Origin of the sequence: Paenibacillus cineris, from assembly GCF_018333335.1 — a bacterium.
In the GTDB taxonomy this organism is placed as follows: domain Bacteria; phylum Bacillota; class Bacilli; order Paenibacillales; family Paenibacillaceae; genus Paenibacillus_AQ; species Paenibacillus_AQ favisporus.
In genome coordinates this window covers 2617569-2641850 of the sequence record NZ_BORU01000001.1, presented here as the reverse complement: position 1 = coordinate 2641850, position 24282 = coordinate 2617569, and the positions used below count along the sequence as shown (strand labels likewise).

Annotated in this window: 16 protein-coding genes; 4 read left to right on the top strand and 12 right to left on the bottom strand. The window is 53.9% G+C overall.

The features are described 5' to 3' along the window. Window positions 1-115: 115 nt before the first annotated feature. A complete protein-coding gene (locus tag KI379_RS12360; protein WP_212983737.1) occupies window positions 116-1012 on the bottom strand; it encodes a copper amine oxidase N-terminal domain-containing protein in 897 nt (298 codons plus the stop codon). A 259-nt stretch (window positions 1013-1271) separates the two neighbouring features. Between KI379_RS12360 and rlmD the strand changes: the two genes are divergently transcribed. Continuing rightward, on the top strand, window positions 1272-2681 hold the full coding sequence (rlmD, locus tag KI379_RS12355; RefSeq protein WP_212984706.1) for a 23S rRNA (uracil(1939)-C(5))-methyltransferase RlmD: 1410 nt from the start codon (window positions 1272-1274) through the stop codon (window positions 2679-2681). A 35-nt stretch (window positions 2682-2716) separates the two neighbouring features. Next, window positions 2717-3424: a DNA alkylation repair protein gene (locus tag KI379_RS12350; RefSeq protein ID WP_145133657.1), complete on the top strand. Its 708-nt coding sequence runs from the start codon at window positions 2717-2719 to the stop codon at window positions 3422-3424. 82 nt (window positions 3425-3506) lie between these two features. Here KI379_RS12350 and KI379_RS12345 read toward each other — a convergent pair whose 3' ends face one another. Further along, entirely contained in the window at window positions 3507-5219 is a 1713-nt protein-coding gene (locus tag KI379_RS12345; protein WP_373309553.1) for an ABC transporter substrate-binding protein, read from the bottom strand. Between the two features lie 264 nt (window positions 5220-5483). Here KI379_RS12345 and KI379_RS12340 point away from each other — a divergent pair, with 264 nt between their 5' ends. Next, window positions 5484-6353, top strand: a complete 870-nt coding sequence (locus tag KI379_RS12340; protein WP_089547251.1) for an AraC family transcriptional regulator — start codon at window positions 5484-5486, stop codon at window positions 6351-6353. 17 nt (window positions 6354-6370) lie between these two features. On the opposite strand, the gene KI379_RS12335 is transcribed toward KI379_RS12340, so the two are convergent. From KI379_RS12335 to KI379_RS12310, 6 genes are all read right to left on the bottom strand, one after another. Beyond that, window positions 6371-7882, bottom strand: coding sequence for a glycoside hydrolase family 43 protein (locus tag KI379_RS12335; protein WP_212983735.1), 1512 nt, complete (start codon window positions 7880-7882; stop codon window positions 6371-6373). A gap of 269 nt (window positions 7883-8151) precedes the next feature. After that, window positions 8152-9150 carry a cation diffusion facilitator family transporter gene (locus KI379_RS12330; protein WP_212983734.1) on the bottom strand — a complete coding sequence of 333 codons (999 nt, stop codon included), beginning with the start codon at window positions 9148-9150 and terminating at the stop codon, window positions 8152-8154. Between the two features lie 167 nt (window positions 9151-9317). Continuing rightward, on the bottom strand, window positions 9318-9980 hold the full coding sequence (locus KI379_RS12325; protein ID WP_212983733.1) for a hypothetical protein: 663 nt from the start codon (window positions 9978-9980) through the stop codon (window positions 9318-9320). Between the two features lie 100 nt (window positions 9981-10080). Continuing rightward, window positions 10081-11223, bottom strand: a complete 1143-nt coding sequence (locus tag KI379_RS12320) for an NAD(P)/FAD-dependent oxidoreductase (RefSeq protein ID WP_212983732.1) — start codon at window positions 11221-11223, stop codon at window positions 10081-10083. Window positions 11224-11321: 98 nt separating this feature from the next. Further along, the gene (locus KI379_RS12315) at window positions 11322-11750 is read right to left on the bottom strand and encodes a GNAT family N-acetyltransferase (RefSeq protein WP_212983731.1); all 429 of its coding nucleotides are present in this window, start codon (window positions 11748-11750) and stop codon (window positions 11322-11324) included. A 19-nt stretch (window positions 11751-11769) separates the two neighbouring features. Then, window positions 11770-12135 (bottom strand): NUDIX domain-containing protein, encoded by a 366-nt coding sequence (locus KI379_RS12310; RefSeq protein WP_280518776.1) that lies wholly within the window; start codon window positions 12133-12135, stop codon window positions 11770-11772. Window positions 12136-12593: 458 nt separating this feature from the next. Between KI379_RS12310 and KI379_RS12305 the strand changes: the two genes are divergently transcribed. Then, entirely contained in the window at window positions 12594-13898 is a 1305-nt protein-coding gene (locus tag KI379_RS12305; protein ID WP_244879370.1) for a catalase, read from the top strand. Between the two features lie 247 nt (window positions 13899-14145). On the opposite strand, the gene KI379_RS12300 is transcribed toward KI379_RS12305, so the two are convergent. From KI379_RS12300 to KI379_RS12285, 4 genes are all read right to left on the bottom strand, one after another. Next, window positions 14146-15282: a glycoside hydrolase family 88 protein gene (locus tag KI379_RS12300; RefSeq protein WP_212983728.1), complete on the bottom strand. Its 1137-nt coding sequence runs from the start codon at window positions 15280-15282 to the stop codon at window positions 14146-14148. A 109-nt stretch (window positions 15283-15391) separates the two neighbouring features. Continuing rightward, entirely contained in the window at window positions 15392-19594 is a 4203-nt protein-coding gene (locus KI379_RS12295) for a glycoside hydrolase family 2 protein (protein ID WP_212983727.1), read from the bottom strand. Further along, window positions 19587-20267: a hypothetical protein gene (locus KI379_RS12290; RefSeq protein ID WP_212983726.1), complete on the bottom strand. Its 681-nt coding sequence runs from the start codon at window positions 20265-20267 to the stop codon at window positions 19587-19589. The genes KI379_RS12295 and KI379_RS12290 overlap by 8 nt, the downstream gene beginning before the upstream one ends. Window positions 20268-20462: 195 nt before the next feature. Further along, entirely contained in the window at window positions 20463-24239 is a 3777-nt protein-coding gene (locus KI379_RS12285; RefSeq protein ID WP_212983725.1) for an Ig-like domain-containing protein, read from the bottom strand. Between the last annotated feature and the right edge of the window lie 43 nt (window positions 24240-24282).

Below are 24282 nucleotides of genomic sequence, written 5' to 3'. Positions count from 1 at the left end.
GCGTATTTTAAGCCATATCGGTTTCAGGAGATACCCGGATAATTAGAGGCGTTTTCATATAGAATTCATAGAAAGCCGGTCCGTTAGATCACGCTGAGGAAAGATTCGTATGTTCCTAGTTCATTGGTGCGTATTCGGCAAACCCCGTCGTCAAAGTTCTTATGCGGATGTCGACGCGCTCCGCCTTCCAAGCCCCTCCTATCCAGATGAGCGTAACGGCCCGATCCTCAATGTATTGATCCTCTCCCGTCAGCCCGTTCCCTAACGGAGCCGATTGTGTAAACGTGGCGGCAGTTTTGCCGGTATATTCGGGCAGGGTTACCGGATCTTTATAGCGGCCGGCTGCCTGCAGCCCTCGATCATGAATCAGCGTACGGATGAAGCGATCGGTAAAATAGGGTTTGTAGTGTGCGCTCACGTATTTAGCGTCCGGGTTTTGGACTTCGTTTAATTTATCCGACAACATCTTCATGCGGGCGGAGGTCAGTTTTTGGGTACCCGGCATAGAAACAGGAGATGGTGACGGTTTAATTTGGATCCGGATTCCTTCCAGCTTCGCCGTGGCAAGCTTGGACGGCCCATCCCACTCAACTGTAGCTCCCAATGCTGCTGCGACAAATTTTAATGGAACATAGACACTCCCATTCAACACTTGGACGGGAGCTCCCATATCGGCATACTCGCGATGCGGCAGGTCCGGATATTCAGGAAATTCTCCTCTTGATGGGGTCTCCACGATGGCCCGCTTGAAATTTGCAGCCAGCCGAATGGTAAGATCGTTTTTGCGGATAACCAATTCCTTTTCTGCAGGAAACCATTCTAAACGGGCTCCCAACGGTTCGATTAGAGGCCGGACCGGGACGAGGAGATGTCCTTGGTTCCATTCTGCATGTTGAACTGCTACCGACGGTGGTCCTGCCGCGGCTAGTGCAGATTCATTCATCGCAAATCCCGTCATTTCCAATCCCGTTGTGGCCATCGTGATCCATAATAATAATTTCAGCTTTTTCATATGAAACAGGTCACCTCTGCTGCTTTTTAAGATATAAACGCTGACCAACAGGAAATGTCACGAAAAATGCAGAACCCGGCTGCGGAACATGGCATTCCTACCTGGCCGCGTGGTATAGTGAAACGAAGAACAAGCGATGGAGTGTAGAACGAACATGAATGAACGAAAACATCCCAATAACAAACGACAGTCCCAAGCAGGGACTCATTTATATCGAAAGGATACAGCTGCTCGCAAAGGCTTCCGCAAAAATGAGCCGATGAAGCAGACGCCTGGCTCTGCCCGCGATCATGCCGATGAGCTTCGGACCGGCGACCGCATCGTCGTGACCATCAAACGTTTGGGCATTAACGGTGAAGGCGTAGGTTATTATCGGCGGAAGGCGGTTTTTATCGACGGAGCGCTGTCCGGTGAAGTCGTCAAGGCCGAGGTAACCGAAGTGCAGCCTAAGTTTATCAAAGCGCAGCTTACAGAGGTGGAGAAACGATCTCCCCACCGGATCGAACCTCCCTGCCCGGTTTTCGGCGTATGCGGCGGCTGCCAGATTCAGCATATCTCGTATGAAGGACAGCTGCAGGCCAAAACGGACATTGTCCGCGAAGCGTTCAATCGGTATGCCGGTATCGACCAGCTCAAGCTTAAGCCGATCCTGGGCATGGACCACCCTTGGGGATACCGCAACAAAGCCCAGCTGCAAGTGGAACGCCGGAACGGCGAAATCATAGCGGGGCTGTACGAAGCCGACAGCCACAGCATCGTGGATATCAGCGGCTGTCCAATCCAGCATCCAAAGGTGAATGAGGCCGTGGAAAAAGTGAAATCCGTGCTGGAAGAACTGCGTATCCCGCTGGCCAAAGAAAACGGCAGTAAAGAAGGCGTGCGTACGATCGTGGTGCGTCACGGCTTTCAATCCGACCAGCTGCAGGTGACGTTGGTTTGCGCAAACAGCGGCCTGCCGCGTCAGGACGATCTCATCCGTCTGCTCAGATTGTCTATCGACGGATTGGCAGGAATCGCCCTGAACGTCAATCCGAAGCGGACCTCGCTGATCTTCGGCGACCGGACCATCACCATATGGGGGGCCGAATCCATGCAGGAATCCTTGAGCGATTTGGAATTCTCCTTATCGCCGCGAGCGTTCTTTCAGCTCAATCCGCAGCAGACCGTAAAGCTGTACGAATCGGTCCGGGCAGCCGCCGGTCTGACCGGCCGCGAGACGGTCATTGATGCTTACTGCGGCACCGGCACGATCGGACTCTGGCTGGCCCCGCACGCCAAGGAAGTCCGTGGTATCGAGACGATCGCAGAAGCTGTAGAGGATGCCAACCGGAATGCCGAGCGCAACGGCCGTCATAACGCCAGCTTCCATGTAGGCGAAGCGGAGGATTTGCTCCCGCGATGGGTCAAAGCGGGACTTCGCCCGGACGTCATCGTCGCCGACCCGCCGCGAACCGGACTGGACCGCCGCTTCCTGGAAACCGTTCTGAAAACGAAGCCCAACCGTTTCGTGTATGTATCCTGTAACCCTTCCACGTTGGCCAAGGACAGCAAGGTGCTCATCGACGGCGGTTATGAGCTCCAGTGGGCCCAGCCCGTGGACATGTTTCCTCAGACGAGCCATGTGGAGTGCTGTTCGCTGTTCGTTTGGAACGGCAAAAGCGGAAAATAAATACGGCAACAATTTGAAGAAGGCGGTGTCAAAGCATGGATTTTGAACAGGTCATGCAGGAGCTCGAAGCTCTCGGCAAGGAACGGCTCAAGAAGCAGTATATGTCCAATGGAGCACACGAACCGCTTTTTGGCGTAGCGACAGGTGCCATGAAACCCATGGCCAAGAAAATCAAAATCGATCAATCGTTGGCTGAGCAGCTGTACGCCACAGGAAATTATGACGCCATGTACTTTGCCGGCATCATTGCCGATCCGAAAGCGATGACCGAAGCGGATTTTGAGCGTTGGATTCAGGGGGCCTATTTTTATATGCTGTCCGATTACGTGGTGGCGGTAACCTTGGCAGAAACCGATATTGCGCAACAAGTCGCCGATCAATGGATCGCAAGCGGTGAGGAGCTGAAAATGTCGGCGGGCTGGAGCTGTTATTGCTGGCTTCTAGGCAGCCGGCCGGACACTCAATTTGACGAAAGCAAACTCGCGGATATGCTGGAATTGGTGACAAAGACAATCCACGAATCTCCGGAACGCACAAAATCGGCGATGAACAATTTTATATACACGGTTGCCGTATCCTATCTGCCGCTTCATGATAAAGCGGTCGAGACTGCAAAAGCAGTCGGTCCGGTAGAAATGAAACGCGATCATAAAAAAAGCAGCATCCTAAATGCTTCGGAAAACATTCAAAAAGCGGTGGACAAGCAGCAGCTTGGTTTTAAACGCAAATATGTAAGATGTTAATTGCAGATATGTAATCTATTAAAAGAAAAGAAGATGCACAGAAGGAGCTAAAGACTCCTTTTGTGCATCTTTTTATGCGCGTTTATTTACCGCTCCACAGCTCCACTCTCGCTTTGACCAGCTCTGTATATTGCTTTTCCATCTCCACGGCGCCCGCGTCGTCGAGCTCCTTCAGCATACCGTCAAAGATCGCATCGAACTGCTCCGGTTTTGCCAGAATGGCTTCCGGAATCCGTTTACGGATAATATCCTGCGTTTTCTGATAAATCACGTTATAATTACCGTCCTGCGGAGCTGCAATATTCCAGGCAGCACCCCACGGCTTGACCGGAAATTCCTTGCTCGATGGGAACAGGTCTTTCCAGGTGGTTGCTCCGTATGCCTCAAGCGTTTCCTTTTCCGGCTTGGTGTATGAGGCGATAATTTGTTCCGGAAAATTCGTCGTGTAATAGTTTCCTGTGGCGTCCTTGACACCGTCTCCGTAGTGAGCCGACATGTTTCCGTACAAGCCGATCCCGGTAGTTTTCGTAAAGTTGGCGTTATCATTCACTTTCTTATCCAGCACTTCTTGGGGAATGACCCGTTTGCCATCCACCACATTATAGTGCTTGCCTTCAATCCCCCAGTTGATCAGGACCTGGCCTTCATCGGATGCAAGGAAGTCGAGGAACTTGATCGCCCGTACAGGATCTTTGCACGCGGTCGTAATGCCAACGCCCCAGCCGGACATAAATCCGGTATCCTGGAAGTTATGATCCTTGTACTCTTCCGACATGGTCACCGGAAAATGGGCGTAGGTGCGCTCCGCCTTCCCGCTGGACTTCAGGGCATTCTCCGCTTCCGCATATCCCCATTTGGCGTCAATCAGGCCGAGGACGCGGCCGCTGGCGATTTTGGACTTATACTGATCGCTTTTTTGGACAAACGTTTCTTTATCCAGCAGACCCACATTGTACATATGGTTCAGCCAGCGGAAGTATTCTTTTTCCTCCGGCCGCTTATAGTGCAGCTTGGCTTCAAAGGTGTCCGGATTAATGTAGTATTCACCGTCGTCCTTAAGTCCGGTAGTATACACTGCGGGGTTCGTAACCGTGATCATGATTCTCCAGTCATCGGCGTCCAAAGTTAACGGAATGGTCGGCTTGCCGTCAATTGTCGGATGCTTATCTTTGTACTGCTGGAGAACGTTTTCAAAATCCTTGACGGTTCTGACTTTCGGGTAACCCAGCTCCTTCAGCACCGCATTTTGGATTTCAAAGCCGCTGCCGGCGTCAAAGTCCTGCTGATCAACAGCCGCGTTACTTGGTATGACATAGATAGATTTATCGTCGTTGCTGTATGGCAGGCGGTTCATATACTTGCCGTATACCTTTTTCAGATTCGGTGCATACTTGTCGATCAAATCGGTCAGGTCGATCATAGCCCCGGCTTCCACCAATTTATCGACATCGCCTTTGCCGTAAATCAGATCCGGGTAATCACCGCTCGCCGCCATAAGCGATATTTTATCCGCTCCCGCGCCGGATACGGCGAATTCCGCATCCAGGGTCACCCCTGTCCTTTTGGTGATCTCTTGGCCAACCTCATCCTGCATTTTGTTCCAGTTCGAGCTCGCGTCCGCCCCAAAAAACGAAAATGTGATGGGGCTCGTATCGTCCGCTTTGGAGTCCTGCGTGCTGCCGGCCGAATCGGCTGGCTTGCCATCCCCTGAACTGCTGCACCCTGCCGAAATGAACAGCATGCCGGCAAGAAGAAGCAGCCCGAATTTTTTCCCAACTGTACCTGTCATGGTCATGTTCCCCCTTATTTCTGTTAAGAATGCGTTTGCATTTTTGGGTTTAGCATAGCTGATTGATTTTAGCTCTCCCGGTTATCCTTCCGTTTGTGCGTGCAGTAAAAACGTTTTCGGAAATATCCTCGACAAACATCCCTCCTCTACCGGTTTCCGGTTTGGTTAATAGCCATTGTAATTCGTAATCTACAAGCAAACCTTGATTTTTAAGTCGCAATTATAGGATGATATAGACATCAAACCATACTTTATCGGGTGGGATCCTCCATGAGCATCAACGTGTATTTAAACTGGTTTACGACCGATGAGCAGTTTCCGTTTTTCATCCAGTATGGAGGTCATGACGAAGACATGCAGCTGCATAAGCACATCGACTTTTGCGAGCTGGTGATCGTACTGAACGGACATGCTACGCATATCGTCAACAACGAGGCTTCTTTTATCAAAAAAGGCAACGCGTTTGTTATTAATGGCGCCACGCAGCATGCCTACAAGGATCCGTACGATTTTAAAATTTGCAACATCATGTTCAAGCCCGATATGCTGAAATATGCCGGACCGGATTTAAGGGCATCTCAAGGATTTCAGGCGCTTTTTATTTTGGAACCGCTTTATCGCCATCTGCATCCTTATGAAAGTAAACTCAATATTCCGCTGTCCAATCTCGAACATGTGGCTTCGGTCATTTCCGATATGATTGACGAATACCACCATCGGCACCAAGGTTATCAAACGATGCTGGCGTCACGGTTTATGGAGCTTGCCGTATACTTGTCCAGGCTGTATGAGCACCAGGATCAGGGCGTCGAAAGCAATCTGATGCATTTGGCAAATGCAGTATCCTATATCGAAGACCACTATCTCGAACCGGTGACCCTGGAAGAAATCGCGGATAAGTCCCGGATTTCCGTACGGCACCTGAACCGGATCTTTCGGGCATATTATCAGACGTCGCCGATGGCGTATCTTCAGCGGCTTCGCCTGGAACGGGCATGCATCCTGCTCAAGCAGACGAACCTTTCGATCACCGAAATCTCATACGAATGCGGCTATAACGACAGCAATTATTTGACACGCCAGTTTAGAAAAACTTACGGCATGACGCCCAAAGCATTCCGGAAAAGCGTGCAGCCGTAAGGGCCGGAGCACCAGCGTCAGCCAACCGGATCGTACTCGAACCAATCGAACGACGCGGGAGCAGGCTCCTCATAGGCAGATACCGCGTACATCGCCACGAATACCCCGGTGAATCCCCCGGCCACTTCCGTGGAAAGCAGGTGGGTCTCCCCCCAGCCGATTTCCGTCAGTTCTGCTCCCGGCTGCCCGTAATAAAACACGAATTTGTCAGGGTGTACCTCGATCTTCAATTCCAGCGGCCCTGCCGGACATGCATGTTCTTTCTCCACGCTTAAGGAACCGACAGTGCGCCGAAGCCGTATCTTCTTGACTCCATTTCTTGACGTAACGGCAAGATCATAGTGATACTTCTCATTCATATAAACGGTTAACCCGGCTTCTTCCCCGTCGCCGACTGGTTCATATTCCATGGCTGCCGAAATATTGCAGGTAAAATGGCACAAACGGCGGCCAACAAACGCCGGAGAGCCGGTGTCTGACAGCGTCGTCCGATTTCCGCGAAGTTCCAGGTGCCCAGGCCGCCGCTCCAAAGACCAGCTACCAGGAGCGGGATTACGCAAGAAGGTCCACTCCAGCTGAAGCTGTGATGCGTCAAAGTCATCCCTAGCCGGCTTATCGTCCCAGCGGACGGCAGGCAAATTCGGCGAGTCCATAACGGGTTCGATGTGTCCGCCTGCTCCGATGACCGGCCAACCGTCCGTCGTCCAGGTTACCGGCGCAAGCATCACTTCCCGGCCCAGGTGGTGGCGCATCGGATAGGACGGTGGCCGGATCCCCAAACAAACCGCCCACCAGCTTCCATCATGAGCTTGTACCAGATCGGCATGACCTGTCGCATGGATGGTGCTCTTTATGCTCCGGTTCGACAGAATCGGATTATGCGGGCAAGAATCATAAGGTCCGTAGGGATCGGTGCTTCTGGCGATCGTCACCATATGTCCGAACTCCGTCCCGCCTTCGGCGATCATCAAGTAATAATAATCCCCGATTTTGTAGAGATGCGGCGCCTCGGGATGCGCCCCTCCGGTTCCCTGCCAGATCAACCGGCTTTCTGTGAGCATCTCACCGGTTTCCTTATCGATCTCGCATTGATAAATCCCGTCTCCCTCGTCTCCCATTCGGGTCGACTGGAAATACACACGGCCGTCCTCATCGAAAAACAAGGATGGATCGATCCCGCCCTGCGCAACGGGTATCGGATCGGACCAGGGGCCGGCTGCCTCTACACTGGTCACATAAAAATTCCCGATCCCGCTAACATTGGTCGTTGTCATATAAAACATACCGTCATGGTAGCGAAGGGTTGGCGCGTAAATGCCGCCTGAACTGCCTGCACCCGCCAGCCGCAGCTGCTGCTCGTTAGTCAGGCAATGCCCGATTTGCCGCCAATGCACCAAATCTTTGCTGTGAAAAATAGGCACCCCCGGAAAATACTCGAATGTGCTGGTGACCAGATAATAATCTTCACCGACCCGGCAGATGCTGGGATCCGGATGAAACCCGGGAATGACGGGGTTGGTATACTGCATCGATACTCAGCTCCTAATCGTGATGATTCCACATTTGACTCTATGAGAGCGGTTACGCCAATTTGGTCTGGGTTCAACCGACTCTGTCCATATTCTAAACGGTTGCCTGCAGTCAAACCTTGATGATCAAGTCAGGAAAATAGCATGATCTAGACATTCAAGCCATAAGATATGGCACATTTGACACCCAACCATCCATCCGGATTCGTGCAGCCCAACACAAAAAAGCCCGCATTCTGCGGACTTTTCAAATATCTTAATGCTAGCGATTACGAAAACTCATTCAAATGCTCCGGCGTCCAATTTTTCACACCGTTATCTTCGATGATGCCCAATACAACATCCGATATATCCGGATCCGAGCTGAGCTGGTCCTGAACGCGGAACTTAATATCATCGGCATCGGCAAGTGACAGGCCGCTCCGAAGTTCGATCATCGTATCCACATGATAGTACCGGCCTTCCTGGACAATCCGCAGACCGTTGATATCGGTGACGTCCTGATCGGACAAGATGATGGAAGACACCTTCTCCGCCACGTCGCGCGGCGCAGCCACACCGATTAGTCCGACCATATTATCATAGCCTACACGAAAAGCCACGGCCACCATCAGCACACCGATGATGACGGTCACGATGCCGTCCAGTGCTTTAAAGGCGGTAAATGTCGTGACGACAACAGCGACAAGAGCCAGAAACGCACCGGTGACCGCTACCAAATCCTCATAAAAGACCAGCCGCGTCGGAGGTGCTGAGCGTGATACATGCTTGAAGGACATAGGGATGAGTGAGATCCCGGAGGCCTCAATCCTTGCTTCTCGGGCAATTTCCTTCATCACCTTAAATAAAATCGCGCCATCGATCACCAGGTTCAGGATAAGCGCACCCACGTTAATCCAAAAAGCTCCGCCCGCTTTGGCCGGATGATGAATCAAATGCCATCCTTCCCGAATCGTTTCATAAGCCATAATCGTCACCACAATGACGGCGACCATGCAGAAAATGTTGATCACCCGGCCGAATCCGGTCGGAAATTTACGGTTGGGCTTTCTTTCCGCAAGCACGCTACCGGCAAACACAAACCCTTGGTTTACACAGTCCGCAAGCGAGTGCATCGCCGATGCAAACATCGCCCCGCTACCGCTCAAAGCCGCCCCCACCCCTTTGGCTGCAGCGATGACCGCATTGCCGAGCATCGCGATCGCCGATGATTTGTTTCCCTTTTTGATGAGTGCCAGCCAATGCTCCCGTTCCTGCTGCTGCGCCATCTTTTGCCTCCTGCTTAAGAATCCGACATGTTTGAATATGTTCTTACGATGGGAAAAATAGCCGGATTTTATGCAGTGTAATGGGAAATAGACGATGTTTATTGGTTGCCGGGCAAACGATAAACCAAGAAAAAAAGCCCGCTATCAAGCGAGCTTTCGAATAATCCCTAATTCGAGCCGATCATGAGCCCGGTATCTCCTGGATCTTTCAGCCAAATGGACGAGATCGCCCATTGGTCATCAGCAGGTCCAGTCCCCTTCTCAATCGTGAGCATCGCTTTGCCCGTGCCTTCCACGCCTGCGGAGGTCACCAAAGGGTAATCAAAGGAGATTTGCACTTTGCCGTCCGATAACGTCTTGGTAGTCATGTTGGTGACCGTGCCCATATGAGGGCTGGAGCCCCCGGTAACCCAGAAATTGTCCTCAAACTGCTGTTTGGTTTTGGCCTGCAGCGCGGGAGACATCACCGCGTACTGCATCGGTCCGCTGCGTTTCTGAACGCCGTGGATCCAGGTTTTGGCGGCATCTTCCGGCGTATCGGCCTGCAGGGCGTTCATGAAGCCGTTCACCTGCTGAGCCAGCTTGCTCGCCTCGGGCAACGACACATGAATGCCGTCGCTTTTGTACTCCACTTCGCCTTTCAGCTGCTCCACGATGGCCCGCAGCGAGACCATGGCGGTTCCGTTTTCGATTTTCAATTTCATAAAAGTGTTGGCGAATTCCGCCCCATTGATAAAAATCCGCGGCCCGGCCGACGCCGCCAGCGCAGAGCCCGACAGAATGACAAACGCCGAACTCGCCACAATGAACACCTTCAACCGTTTCTTCATGGATCATTCTCCTTTATATACGCCATTGGAGACGTATTTATATGTATAGATGTCATTTCTATTGTAGAAGAATGGCGATCCATGAAGGGTTACGTTCGGGTTACGATTCGGTTAACGAACCCTCATCAATGGCTTTGCGGATATCGTAATCGTCTATGTCGATATCAAGGTCCATGCCTTGCGCCAGCTTAGCTAACTGATAGCCGATATAAGGCCCCATCGTCAAGCCGGATGCACCGAGCCCGTTCGCCGCGAGCAGGCCGCTCCAGCCCGGAACGGCACCAAGTACCGGCAAAAAGTCGGAGGTAAACGGACGGAATCCGACCCTGACCTCCTGAAAGGTGCCGTCCGCCAATCCGGGCGCCAAGGCTAATCCTTTATTCAAGATTTCCTGCATACCACCCGCTGTTGTTCTTGTATCATAGCCTTCCACGTCATTTTCATGCGTTGCCCCGATCACAATCTTCTGCTTCTCGAAAGCAAGCAAGTATTGATCCGAAGGCGGCATGACAACTGGCCATGTGCCTGTATCCTCATGATTTTCGAGCTGGAGGTGCATGATTTGCGCCTTTTGGTAACGGACGTTAAAGCGGACACCGAGCGGCTGCAGAAGCTGTCCGGCCCACGCCCCTGCACAGACGATCGTGCGGTCCGCTGCATATTCGTCGGGTCCGACCGATACTCCGCTTGCCCGGTTCCCATCCACCAGAAGCTTCGCATCCCCGTGAATCACAACGGCCCCGTGCCTCTGGGCAGACCGAATCAAAGCGTCGCGCAGGGCACGGCCGTCGACCCGGGCGGCGCCGCTGATCCGAACCGATTGATAACCTCTCTCCAGAAGCGGAAAGCATTGATGGGTTTCTTCTTCCGAAAGCCGGGTAATACTGCCGATTTCCGGTGCATCCGCTTTGCGCTGCAAAGCCCGCTCCTCCATCTTCCGGATTTTCTCCGGGTCCTGAAGAACGCTGAGGGCACCGACCTGCGCATAGCCCGTCTCGGTCTCGCCTTCTCCTTCCAGTTCCTTGATTAACCCGGGATAAAAAGCCGCCCCTGCCTTGGCGAGCCTATACCAAGCCTGATTGCGGCGCTGCGACAGCCATGGGCAAATGATGCCCGCGGCGGCATCCGTCGCCTGTCCTGGATCTTTGCGGTCGATGAGAAGGACATCCGCTCCCATTTTTGCCAGCTGATAGGCCGTCGATGCTCCCAGGATGCCTGATCCGATGATGATATATTTCTTCATAATTACATTCCTTTCTTGATGCCTGTTACCCCATTATAGCGGACACTTCTCTTACAGAGGAAATTCGTGCTGATCTTTAGGTTTTCCTGAATGTACGGTTACAAATATTTTTTAAAGCCTTTGCTGACTGAGCCGTCATATCCTTCGCGTTCAAAAAATTGATGGGCCCGGACACGTTTGGAATGGCTGAGCAGCATGATTTTGTGACAATGCAGCGATCTGCAATATTCTTCGGCATATTTCAGAAGGGATTGGCCGATATTGCTGCTGCGGTGGTCCTCATGAACGACGATGTTCTCGATCAATCCATAGGGTCTGGTCCCATGCATGGCTTGAAGGCAGATGTTCAGCGTAAGCGTTCCCAGCAATGCCCCTTCCTCTTCATAGACCAGCAGAAAATTGGCGGGATCCATTCTGATTTTTTCGATCTGCTCTTCCAGCACACTCATTTTCTTGCTGTTCGGCACCAGCATTCTGTACAAGTTACTCAGTTGTTCCCTATCTTTGGATTCCGCTTCACGGATCATAATATATTCTCCCTCCGATCTATCTGACGGCTCTATTTTTAATATGTTTGACCCCTGTCGTATGATCTAAATGTCTGATTTCCGAAGCAACAAATTCAGGAATGACGGTATACTGATCAAGTTCATCGATATCGATCCACCGGTTGACAAATCCCTCTTCCATGCCTTGAAATTCTTCAACATGATGATATATGGAATGATCTCTTGGCAAATTTACAAGAAAAAACATCCCCAGCTCGTGAACCTTACGATCCGGAAAGTCTATAAAATTCTCGATTATCCAGAAGAGCTTACGGTCATAGATTGGCGCCCCATATTCTTCCATCATTTCACGTTCTATCGTTTCCTCTGCGGTTTCACCGAATTCCACTCTGCCGCCGGGTATAAACCACTATTGATTATGTTCTGCTCTTTGCATCAGTATCTTATCTCTATGGAGGATAATGCAAGCAGCCCTAAACTGAAATGTATTTGTACCGGTCTCATAAGATATCATCATGTTATTTCATTCCCCACCCTCGATAATAATTTTCTTTTGAGAGGCTTATTTATGACATTCCAGCTAACCTATAAGCGACTATATTTCGATACACAGCGCCGCGAAACCTGCAGTGACATATGGATGTCCACTCATATTTTCATTGGTAGTCCGCATAAACCATATAGGAGAGAAGTCATGAATATGGAGGTTAAGGAATGAACGATTCCCATCACAACGGTGCTGCCCCTCAGGCTGGCAATACAGCGAACCGTGAACACAATTCAGCGGTTCCAAATGAGGGGAACGACAGGCCGCAAAGCGTAAACCAGTCCTTACCATGGGCAGAGGATCTGCCGGCCGCGATGCACTCGCAGACGGTTGGCGAACGCGGGCCTGTCCTGGAACAGGATAACATTTTGCATGAAACGCTGGAAACCTTTGTACATAGCAAAATCATTGAGCGTCCCGTCCACGTAAAAGGCTTTGGCGCATTCGGTTATTTTGAGACAGTGCATTCCATGACCGACTATACGATGCTCAGCTTTTTGCAGACGCCCGGTCAGCAGGTTCCCGTCACGGTTCGCTTTTCCCTCGCGGTCAGCAATAAAGGCACACCGGATACTTCGCGCAATGTGCGCGGGTTTTCCACCAAGTTTTACACGGAACAGGGGGTATTTGATTTGTTATGCAATCATATCCCCGTCTTTTTGGTTCGAGATGCCGTCCGGTTTCCGGAATCAATCAAGGCCTTTCTCCCCTCGCCGAAGAACAATTTGATCGATCCCGAACGATTCTGGAGCTTTGTAGCCAGGGCGCCGGAATCCACCCATTTCCTCGTTTGGCTCTACTCGGACGTGGGCACGGTGAAGAGTCTCCGTCATATCAAGGGTCACAGCGTGAGCACTTACGTATGGAAAAATGCAAAGGGCATGCGTTTTTATGTAAAGTACCACTGGATGCCATTAGCCGGCGAGCAGTATATCGATCGGCAGGAAGCAGCCCGGCTGGCGGGTGAGAACCCGGATATTGCCGGCCAGGATCTGTACGATACCATTGCCGCAGGCAAGACCGTGGAGTACGGGCTGTATGTGCAGCTGATGAATCCCGATGATGCGGCGCATCTTCCGTTCGACCCGTTGGATGATACCAAGGTATGGGACCAGCAGCAGTACCCTCTTCGTCCGGTCGGCCGCCTCGTATTGAACCGCAATACGGACAATTATATGGGACAGGTCGAAAAGATTGCCTTTTCCCCGTCCAATCTGCTGGAGGGTGCCGAGCTGTCGGATGATAAAATGCTGCAGGGCCGCGCCAACATTTACTGGGATTCCCAGCGCCGGCGGTTAGGCCCTAGTTTTCGCAGCATACCGATCAATCACCAGGAGAATTGGTCTCCGGCTTCCCTGGTGACCAGCGGAAATGGCAGATACGTGGAGGGCAAGCTCGAACGGACCGACATCTCCAAACCGGATAATTTCACCCAGGCCGGGGAGTTTTACCGCGCCATTTCACCAGTACAGCAGGAGCACTTGGTAGATAACTTAGCAGCTGATTTAAAAGGAATATCCCATGAAACGCAGCGGATCGTATTAAGTTACTTGTACGAAGCATCTCCGGAGCTGGGTGAAAGGGTTGCGCGGCACATCGGATTGAAAGGAAAAGGCTGAGACTGAACAAGGAATCTTTTCGAGGATCATTTCAGGTATGCCATACGTCTGAGCTTGGTAGACGGGAGGAGGGATACGTTCTTTAACGTGTCCCTTCTTTTTGTGCTCAGCAGTCTATCTCAGCGAACTTTTGTCGTTCAGCGGAAACAGGAAACAGGAAACAGCATGAACAATGGCAAAAGGCGGCACAATGGCCGCCACCTTAGATCATACTCCATTAACGTTTACATTGACTTCGACCCAGCGTTTAGAGCGACCTTTCGTACCAATACCCGGGCGAACGGCCATCCAGACGCATCAGTGCTTCAAGGAAAAAATAATCGCCCCAAATGACGAAATCATCCGGCGAAATTCCCCCTCTGACAAAGTAGGAGCCATGCCGCAGGAACCCCTCTTCCTCCGTGCTGCCGGCCGTAAAGTAACTGTTTGCCATGGAAATGACGGATTGCTCCGCGAATTCTTGAAAAGATGCTCGCTCGGGATCCGATTCGTCCAGATGCTGCGCCAGCTCCAGCATTCCGCATGCCGCAATGGCCGAAGCTGAGCTGTCCCTCGGTTCACCCGGCTGCTGCGGGGCGTCAAAATCCCAATAAGCCACAAGATCCTCCGGTACGTGATCCATGAAATACCGGGCCAGCTGCTTGGCTGTATCCAAAAAATACGGCTCCCTCAAATAACGATAGGCAAGCGCGAAACCGTAAATGCCCCAAGCCTGCCCGCGGGACCAAGTGGAACCGTCCCTGAAGCCCTGATGCGTACCCCCGCGGATCGAATCACCCGTTTGCGGATCGAAGTAGAACGTATGGTAGGATGATCCGTCCCCCCGTACGAGAAATCTCCGGCTCTTGTCCGCATGAATGCGGGCGATCGCGGCATAGTGAGGGTCCCCGGTCTGCTCGGACGCCCAATACAGAAGCGGAAGATTCATCAGGCAGTCGATGATGATACGCCCGCCGTTTTCCGGGTCTCCTTCCGGACCCCACGCCTGAATGATTTGCGCGGACGGTCTCCATCGTTTTAAGAGCAGGTCGGCTGCCTGTAAGGCGGTTTGCCGGGCATCTTCATTCTGCTCGACAATCCAGCCTGCCATGGCGGACAGAGAATACAGGAAGCCGATATCGTGGTGCTGCAAGTGGCTCTCCTGCTGCAGCCTCTCCTGAAAAGAACGGACGCTTTGGACTGCTGCATCGTGGATATCCGGATCTTTACTGTATTCGTAACTCAACCATAAAATGCCGGCCCAGAAGCCTTCCGTCCAATCGGTATGATTCACCAGCTGATATTTGCCATCTCCGTGGCTGACATGCGGAAATTGGCCTTGAAAGCGGGCGATGTTGGCTTTCGTGGTTAACAGCGTTTGCTCGATCGTTGCGCTCCAGTTCATAACAACCTCCTGAAAAATGATGAAGTAGGGTCTCTGTGTTGGAACTATGGGATGAAGCCCCCTATAAAGTTGCAGTTAAACCTAATCGGCAGCACGCCTGTGTACCTGCCTATTTCGGCTCGACTTCGTCCAGCGTCAGGCGGAACGCCAGATCCTTCATGTACGTACCGTCCCGATTCAGGAAGGTCATGCCGAAAAGAAGGTCTCCCGCTGTCCCGCGAACGATGGCGATGAGCCGGTTCAGCCCGCCCTTCAGGATGATTTCCTGCTCAGGCCTCGAGACCTTTTCCCCGTTTATATAAATCTCGAACCACGCCTCGGTGTTGATCCGCAGCTTTCCCTGCCGCATCTCGTTTTCCTTCCCGGGCACCAGGATGAAACAGCTAAGGAACCATGGCGTGTCTCCAGCGTCCGCTATGCGAAGCATGCCGTCATCCGGGCGCCGTTCCTTCTTCTGCATCCATCCGTACAAGCCTTCGCCCAAATTGTTCAACGAAAATTCGGGGTCCGTGTGATAAGCTTTCATCGCTTCGTAATCGACATGCGGCGGACAAGGCAGGGCCATCACCGCTTCCACAGCCCACTGTGCATCTCCCTTCTCGCTCGCAAGCAAGCCGTCATCGAAGGCCGCACCAAGATTGGCGAGCAGGCGCGAATACAGACGCAGCGCCTTGTCGCTGCCGGGATCGGGCAGCAGCTGAGAGCATACCACGCTTCCCCCGCCAATCTGGGCTTCGATCACGAATGCCCCTGCGGGCACGATCTTAGCGCGATTCAGTTCCACCAGCGCCAAACGGCTGTACTCCGCCGTGTAGCCGTTCACGAAGTAGTCCTTCCAGGCGGTGCTTTCGACGCTGCGGCACAGCACCTCCGTGCCGGGTGCTTCGATCTTGTGGCTGGCCAGCACCCGGTTGACCACGTCGCGCGGCGACAAGAATACCTTGTCGTAGCCGAACAGGTCAACCGGGCTGATGCCGCGCATGGCGGCGCCGTCATCCGCCGCCAAGTGATACGCCTCGTGCGGCGCCACCCGCACAGGGCGGTCCAGCAGGCGCGCCAGCGCCGCCTGCTGCGGGCCCTCCGCCGGCAGGACGAGCACGCGTCCGCCGGCTTCGGCGTGGCGCCGGACGGCCTCGGCCGCGCCCGGCGCCTCAAGCAGGCAGGCTTCGGCCACCAGCAGGCCGAAGCCCTGCCCGGGCGGCATGGCGGCATGCCGGCCATGCCCGCCTGCGTCCGGCGCCGGGGCGATGCCCTGCGCCGGCATCCCTGGCGCGGCGGCTGCGCCCGCCAGCGCGAGAAGCGGCGCCGCTTCGCCAAGCGCCGTGTAGTTCAACCGCAGCTTGTCGAGGAAAGCTGCGGCCGCTCCGCCGGCGCGCACCAGCGCGGCCGTGCGGGCGGTTTCGCCTGCGCCCGCGTCATCGGCGCGCCCGGCGTATGCGAGCAGGTTCCGCAGCAGCAGGCAGGCCACCGGAACGCGCGCGACGTTCGCCATAAGATCGAGCTGGCTCGCGATAAACATGCCTGTGCCGCTGCGGTATTCCAGCAGCGGCGACCACAAGTCTCCACCGTCTCCGAAATCGCCTGCACCGCATTCGAGCAGCAGCGTAACGTCGCCGATGACCGGCTTTTCAAAGGCCGCCTGGATGATCGGCAGCGGTCCTTCTTCCCGCAGCTCCTCATGCCAGAACATTAAATCCTCGTCACTGATTCCCTTCAGAACCGGATGGCTGTAGCTGCCAGCATGGGCACGGATGAAAGGCCTCCGTGACAGCGTCAGCTTGCCGAGCGAGAGCTGGTTTTGCTCCAGCAGAATGAGACGGCCGCCGCGTTCCACGAATGCCTTCAGCTGCGCTTCCAGCCCACCGTCCGCATCCTCGGCATAGGTGCCGAGGATGAGTAAGCTGTCCGCCGGCAGTCCGGCCAAGCTTTCCCGCTCTATTGCTGCGCATTCTGGGATCATCCTGCAGATCATGTCATATTCGCCGGCCGGACCACAAAAGAAAGCTTCCCGGCCGACTTCCACCGCTTCGCTGCGCAGCCTGCCGGAAACCAATCTGTATTCGATACGCAGTTCATGCACAAGCTGCCCGTCATGCATCAGCTGCGCGGTCAGCTCAGCCCGTTCTTCTGCATTCACAGATTCCGGAGTCCATTGCAGCGAGATGATTTGGTGCTCAGCCGGAGCTTGGCGGAAGTCAAAGCTTTGCTCGTGAACCAGCCTCCCTCCCAGCCTGATCTTGCATTCCACCCGGACGTCCTGCGCGGCAAACGTATCGTTGTACACGTCGAAGCTGCGGTGAACCGGCGCATCATCGTAAAAACAGCGGTTGTATTCGGCCGCGATGATGGTGGCCGGCTTGAAAGCTCTGGCCATGATGGCAAAGGCCGGATTTGGAGAATAAGCCGGATACTCTTCAGGCAGCAGACCGTTGTTCAAGGTCAGTGAATAAGCGGGGATCCGCTTCGGCTTGACGCCAGGCTGGCCGAGTTCGCCGGGACCGGCCGGCGGTAAGATCACGTCTCGGTCAGGCATAGCCCGCATGAAATAATGCGCAAAGTTAAAGGTCGAAATGCCGGATACGCCTTGGCGCCGGGCGTATTCCACAAACAGCCGCTCCTTCTCGGCAAGTCCGGCCGTGCTCTCATCTGTCCCGCAGTAGGCTCGCAGTCCGACATACATACTGCTGTTCTGCGGACAGATGTACCACCACCCGCCATGCTCGCCGAACGTCAGCGGAACGTCGCGGTCCCATTGGCCGATCGTGCCATCGATATTGTAATGGCGGCTCTCCACCTCCGTATCTTCTTTCGACAGAAGACGGTTGTCTCCTTCAGCAAGAATCGGCCGCGTCGGATCCAGCTCGCGGATGGCGGCCATCAGGCCGGGAATATGTGTTTTGAAACCGTCGCGCCCGTCGACCCAACGCATCTCATTCTGTACGCTCCACAAGATGACGGACGGGTGGTTTTTGTCCCGCTGCACAAGGCGGCGGACATGGTTCCGGCAGTGATCCAGGTAAGCCGGATGGTCGGCCTGCATCGATTTGCCCGAGCCGTATATCGCGGTTTCATCCACGATGAGCATGCCTTCTTCATCGGCGATGCGCACGTAGTCCTCAGGGTACGGCTCGGCATGCAGCCGGATGCTGTTCACGCCGACGGAGCGGCACATCCGGTACCAGTTCCGGATGTAGGCTTCCGTCTGCTGCACCCCGCCTTGAAAATGCCAGGAATCTCCGCGCAGATTGATCGGAATGCCATTCAGGACAAACTGGGGTCCTTCGCACCAAAACTCCCGGAACCCGAACGTCATATGACGGCGGTCGATGACCCGCTCATTCTCCAGCAGCTCAAGCTCCGCCCGATACAGGAACGGGGAATCCGGACTCCACCAGTGTGCTTCCGGCCATTCCAGATTGAAGGAGGCGCGGTATGCCGTCCCGTCCCGCTCGTTTTCGCACAGCCTAGGCAGCTGGACAACGGCACCGTCAACAGAAACGGCCGCTGCACTTGCTGCAAGAACCGGGTTTGGAGCCGGATGAGTCGAGGATGCTTGAGCGTGCTCCAAAGGCTGCGGATCCCCGCTCAGCACACCAAGCTCCCGTACGACAAGCCTGACCTGAACCGTATTCTGCTCCATCTCTCGCGAATTGTGCTCTATCTCGGTGGAAGCTCCTCCGGCAATCGCATGCACTTCCAGTTTCCCATCCCGGACAGACGTGCGGATGGTGACGTCTTCCAGAGATAATTCCGGATAGCTCTCCAAGTAAACATCCTGCCAAATGCCGCGGCAAACGGTGCCGAACCAGGAACCGGTAAGGCCGGTCACTTTTTGCGATCCGGACGGAAGGGTCACGCGGTCAAAGCTCCCGCAAACGACGTGCAGGTGGTGCTCATGATCCGCCTGCACCCGGGACGTAATATCCAGCCTGAGCGGCAGGTAGCCGTCCTCCCATACGGCGATTTCCTCCCGGTCCAAATAGATAACGGCCTTCTGCATGATGCCGTCCAGGCGCAGCACAATCCGCTGGCCGGCCATGTGGTCCGGAAGCCGGAAGCTCCGGTGCAGCACGCCCGCCTCGGCGGCGTCCCATTCCTTCGGATAATCGTACAGGTCCATCGGAACGTATCCGTATTCGGGAATGTTCCCGAACGACCGGCCGGTGCCCTGCTTGTAGGTCCTTCTCCAGCTGGATGGGACCTGAACTTTGTGCTGATCGTATACAATGTTCTCCGGCAGCTTGCGGGATTGGGGCTGATCGTACAGCGGCATGAAATCCCAATCTCCGTTCAGACATAGCGAGTTACGCATGTTGTGCACCTCTTCTTTCGGCCGGGCAGCGCACTTCTAGCACAAGCATCAGCTTGCGCCAAATGTCCTGCCCGTCCGGAGCCCCCCCCCACTGGATAAAATGGGGCTCCATCACCTCGGCCCAGTTTTCGGGCTTCAACGACGTTTTCAATCGACTCTCATAGAGCACGGGCGTGATCGTCTCCGGCAGCTCCGAATAGAAAAACAAAACGTTCTCGTGCATGCCGATCATGCCGTACTTATCGCCGTCCCCCGGCTTTTCCTCCTGGTATTGGTAGTGATAATATACATAGCTTGCCGTTTGCTCCGGCTTTAGCAGAGCGATCCTTCCGTATGGTGTGCGTTCCTTATGGACTCGGGCCCACTGCGAATTCGACACAGGGTGCTGGTAATGAAAAATATCAGTCATCGGTACCCAACGTCTTCCCGGTGCGCCTCCCGGCCATTCAGCCAGCCGCTCTCCGGTTTCAGCCAGCAAGCTTTCCGGGAGAACCGGCGTGTCCAGACATTCATAATATAGAAACAGCTGTTCTTGATCGGCAAATAGACTTAGATTGGCGACCTGTAGCCGCTCCATCGCATCAGCAAGCGAATGCTCTCTTTCCTGGGCTTGAAAAAAAGAGCGCGGACTGCCTTCTCCGTTCCAGACGGCTCGAAATAAACATCGAATCATATTGTCCCTCCTTGAGGTGGTTTTTGGTTTTGCGCTGCTCACTGTTAGCACGATTTTGCCATGGAAGGTATACCGTGTTGTCCTTGAATAGATTTGAATTGAACCTCTTGATTGCTGCACCGGACCTGGAATTGTAAAAGCGCCCCCTCCATGCAGGGAGAGAGCGCCGAAGAAACCCTTAAACACCAGTAAGCTTTAAGGCACTACCGAGAAACGAATGTCGTCGAACAGCATGTAATCGAATCCGCTCACATAGAAACCGACTTTGCCGGAAGGTTTATGTCCCGGATCGGTGCCGGACAGTTTCAACTCCCAGTTCACATAGAGCTGGATGTCGCCGTCTTTGACGACCGCCTTGACGTCATATTCCGTATCCGGCTGCAGGTCTTGCGCGGGCAGCGTCTCTTCCTTGATCTTCTGCCAGGCGGTGTCGTACAGCATCCATGCCGACGTGCCGTCGGCTCTTGTTTTGTAGCCGATTCGCGTCGATGCAGTGGCATCCTGGCGGTCAAAAATGTACAGCACTCCGTCATTTGGCATAACCGCAGGCGTCTTCAGCTTGAATTCAAGCTGGTAGGATGAGAAGTTTCGGTCGAGCAGGCCGGTGGCGCCGTTTAAGATTTTATAGCGGCGGTTCCCGTCCGGATCGGCTGCAATGCTGCGATTGGGATCGACAGGCCAGCCGTTTCCTCCGGTTTCAAAATCGGTCTCATGCATGACGTTCGAGACGGTGACCGCGATATCCGCATTGATCAGCGGGTTTACCTTGGATACGGCCGTGATGACTGTTTCGCCCTCGTACACGGCGCTCACGACGCCCATATCGTTCACTTCGGCCACCGCAGGATTCGCGGATTGCCAGGTCACATCCGTATCCGGTGTATCCGCGGGATCAAATGTCAGCTGGAGCTGCTTGCTCTCTCCGGCAGCCAGCCGAATCTGGTTATCCGCCGGGATCATGCCAGCCAGATCTGTAGTCAGCGCCTTGAACTGGATGTCATCGAACATCATGTCGCTGACGTTGTTAACGTAGAACCCGACTTGACCCTCCGCGTTATGGCCCGGATCGGTGCCTTTCAGCCGGAACCCGCCGTTCACGTACACGCTGATGTCGCCGCCCTTGACGAGCATTTTGACGGCATATTCCGTGTCCGGCTTTAAATCATGATCAGGCATCTTGACTTCCTTCAGCACGGACCACGCCGAGTTGTACAGCAGCCATGACGATGTTCCGTCCGCTCGGGTTTTATATCCGATACGGCTAGAACCGCTGCCCGCCTGGCGATCGAAAATATACAGCGTTGCGTTTTCGCCGATGGTCGCCGGCGTCTTCAGCTTGAAGGTCAGCTCATAATCGGAGAACTTTTTGCTGCTCAGCGCGGACGCGCCGTTAAGTAACTTGTACCAGCGGTTTTCATCCACTTTAACGATGCTCCGGTTAGCATCCACCGGCCATCCATTTGCACCGGATTCGAAATCGGTGTAGTCCATAATGCCGTCGCCGGCTTCAACGGTTACATGTACTGAAGCTGTCAACTGCGGATTTTCCACAGATGCTACAGTGATCTCGGTTTGGCCGACAGACTGCCCGGTAATAACGCCAGCGTTATCGACCGTCGCGATTCCCGGATCGGCGGATGTGAAAGACAGAGCCGGATGATCTGCGTTCCACGGCAGGACCGCGGTTTGCAGTTTGACCGTTTTCCAGCGGTCAACCGTCACATCGTCGTTGTACACGGCAACCCCCTGGACAGGATGGCTGTCCTGACTTGTGCTGGTGCCAGCTCTGCCATTAATGCCGATTTCTCCAAACGGGATGTTGGGAAAGCCGGGTATGGCGCTGAATACAGCCGCATCCTGCCGCAGGGACAAATCTCCGTTCGCCAGATCCACAAAGCCCGGATCCTCCGTCGTAACGAAGTTATTGGCATACTGAACCAGCCCGAATTTGTCATACGCTCCGTTGGCATTGGTCGTCGTACTGCGTGGAATGGTCGGGTTGTAGATGACATTGCCCTGGAACGTGTTCGTATCGGGATAATAACGGTTTTCTGTAAAGAAGTTGGCCAGCTCTGGATACTTTGTCAAATAAGGCGTGCCTACAAAATCGTTGTTGGCAGCGAACAGCGCCTGCCATTTTGGCATGTAGTTTTTCGGGATTTGATTGTCCGGCTGATCCCCAAGGTAGATGTCCGCGTAATCATACGGAACTTTACTGTCTACGAAAATATTGTTGCGGGACAAAATATGTGCGCCGCCGTTGTTTTTGATCGCCGAGTTGCCCATTTTGTAGAAAATGTTTTCGTCGATCTGAAGCCCCATGGTGAAGTTGTCGGGATAGACGCCCTCCACGCCGGCCTTGCTTTCTCCAATATTGTGAAAATAATTTCTGCGGATGACGGTACCCCGCTGCTGCGGTGTTTCGCCCGCGTTCATGTAAATAGCCCCGAGATCCGAGAAGGTTTTGCACACATCGTATATGTTGTTGTACTCTACGACATGGTCGTTGCCGAAGATCAGCACGCCAGGATGAGGCGCGTCGTGCAGCTCGTTATGTGCCATGCGGTTGCCGACCCCGGAGAGAAGAACGCCCGGATTGTAAGCTTTATGGTAATAAGCAAAATCATGAATGTGCGAATTTTCAACGACATTGTTTCCCGGCTGCAGGGTCGTTTTGTTGCCGCCCGTCAGCGTAACCGCGGTCCCGCCGATATGGTGGATATGCGTGCTGACGATGGCATGATCCGTTCCCGGCACGCCCTGAAAATCATTGTAGTAGAACCGGCTTTGCGTATTGACCAGCACGCCGCTGTTCGTGAAGTTGCGGATTTCGCTGTTCAGAATACGCACGTGGCTGCCGCCCATAATCACCGCTGCCGAGTCGCGTCCATCTTCCATGACCAGCTCGGAAAAGTCGATGTACGAAGCGTTCAGCGCATTGATCATCGGCGTTTTCAGCATCGTAACCTCTATCGTCGGATTCGCAGCTGTAAATTCGGCGTTCGGCAAAAAGTACAGCTTTCCCGCCTGGCGGTCGATGTAATACTCGCCCGGCATATCGATTTCTTCCAGCAGGTTTTGCGCAAAATGAAAATCCGGATACCAGTTTTTGAGCAGGCCGCTCATCTCTCCGTAGCGGAGGGTGATGGTTTTGGCGGCTGTGTCAATGGAGGCGATTTTGTTGTAGGACCATTCCCAGCTGTAGCCGAATATTCCGTCCAGCCAAATATCGTCCGCCTGGGTCCAGTACTGGGGCCGGTCATACGAATAGGAAAAGGTTCCTCCGCGCGTATGTACCTCCCCGTTCGGATCTTTCCGCGTCGGACCCGGATCGATGATTTCATCCATCTGTACTGTCCCTTGGTTCGGCCATCTCGCTAAAGTCATTCCCTGCCCGTTGACGTACAGCTCCATCGGCGGAACTTTGCTCAGATCGTTGGCAAGATAGTAGCCGTGGCGGCTTTGCTCGCCGTAATCGGTAATCCCCTGGCCTGCCAAGTCGGCCACCAGCACTTTTGGTCTCGCCTCGGGACTGATGATCCGGTTAAGAATCGCTTGATCGGTGACTGGTGTGAAGGCGGATTTTTCAATGCGTTTCGATCCGGACAAAGTCACCTTTTCGCCCGGATAAGCCGTATACCTAATCGGCTTCCCGGCTTCGCCGGAGTCCTGCTCGTTCAAATCAAAGCTGCCTGATCGTTCGTACCGCCCCTCACGCAGATACACCGTCACGCCGCCGGCGGGCAGGCCATCTTTCGCTTTCAGCTTCCGGATGGCATCCCTTGCCTTCTCCAGCGTTTTAAACGGGTGGTTCTCGGATCCATTATTCGTGTCGCTGCCAGTTGTGGCTACATACAGCGATTTTCCCGTTGGTTTGGCGACGGCTTCATCCGCTGCAGCTGGCGGCGGAGACGGGGTAAACGTGATCAGCACGATGGCTGCGAGAAACGCGAGCAACCGTTTTTTTGCCATGGCTTCTCTTTCCTTTCAGCATGGATTAGGGCCGGCCTCGGTC

Excerpts from the sequence above, each read along its gene's own strand:
- KI379_RS12360 (WP_212983737.1), bottom strand. The coding sequence starts at position 1,012 with ATGAAAAAGCTGAAATTATTATTATGGATCACGATGGCCACAACGGGA.
- rlmD (WP_212984706.1), top strand. The coding sequence starts at position 1,272 with ATGAAGCAGACGCCTGGCTCTGCCCGCGATCATGCCGATGAGCTTCGG.
- KI379_RS12350 (WP_145133657.1), top strand. The coding sequence starts at position 2,717 with ATGGATTTTGAACAGGTCATGCAGGAGCTCGAAGCTCTCGGCAAGGAA.
- KI379_RS12345 (WP_373309553.1), bottom strand. The coding sequence starts at position 5,219 with ATGACCATGACAGGTACAGTTGGGAAAAAATTCGGGCTGCTTCTTCTT.
- KI379_RS12340 (WP_089547251.1), top strand. The coding sequence starts at position 5,484 with ATGAGCATCAACGTGTATTTAAACTGGTTTACGACCGATGAGCAGTTT.
- KI379_RS12335 (WP_212983735.1), bottom strand. The coding sequence starts at position 7,882 with ATGCAGTATACCAACCCCGTCATTCCCGGGTTTCATCCGGATCCCAGC.
- KI379_RS12330 (WP_212983734.1), bottom strand. The coding sequence starts at position 9,150 with ATGGCGCAGCAGCAGGAACGGGAGCATTGGCTGGCACTCATCAAAAAG.
- KI379_RS12325 (WP_212983733.1), bottom strand. The coding sequence starts at position 9,980 with ATGAAGAAACGGTTGAAGGTGTTCATTGTGGCGAGTTCGGCGTTTGTC.
- KI379_RS12320 (WP_212983732.1), bottom strand. The coding sequence starts at position 11,223 with ATGAAGAAATATATCATCATCGGATCAGGCATCCTGGGAGCATCGACG.
- KI379_RS12315 (WP_212983731.1), bottom strand. The coding sequence starts at position 11,750 with ATGATCCGTGAAGCGGAATCCAAAGATAGGGAACAACTGAGTAACTTG.
- KI379_RS12305 (WP_244879370.1), top strand. The coding sequence starts at position 12,594 with ATGCACTCGCAGACGGTTGGCGAACGCGGGCCTGTCCTGGAACAGGAT.
- KI379_RS12300 (WP_212983728.1), bottom strand. The coding sequence starts at position 15,282 with ATGAACTGGAGCGCAACGATCGAGCAAACGCTGTTAACCACGAAAGCC.
- KI379_RS12295 (WP_212983727.1), bottom strand. The coding sequence starts at position 19,594 with ATGCGTAACTCGCTATGTCTGAACGGAGATTGGGATTTCATGCCGCTG.
- KI379_RS12290 (WP_212983726.1), bottom strand. The coding sequence starts at position 20,267 with ATGATTCGATGTTTATTTCGAGCCGTCTGGAACGGAGAAGGCAGTCCG.
- KI379_RS12285 (WP_212983725.1), bottom strand. The coding sequence starts at position 24,239 with ATGGCAAAAAAACGGTTGCTCGCGTTTCTCGCAGCCATCGTGCTGATC.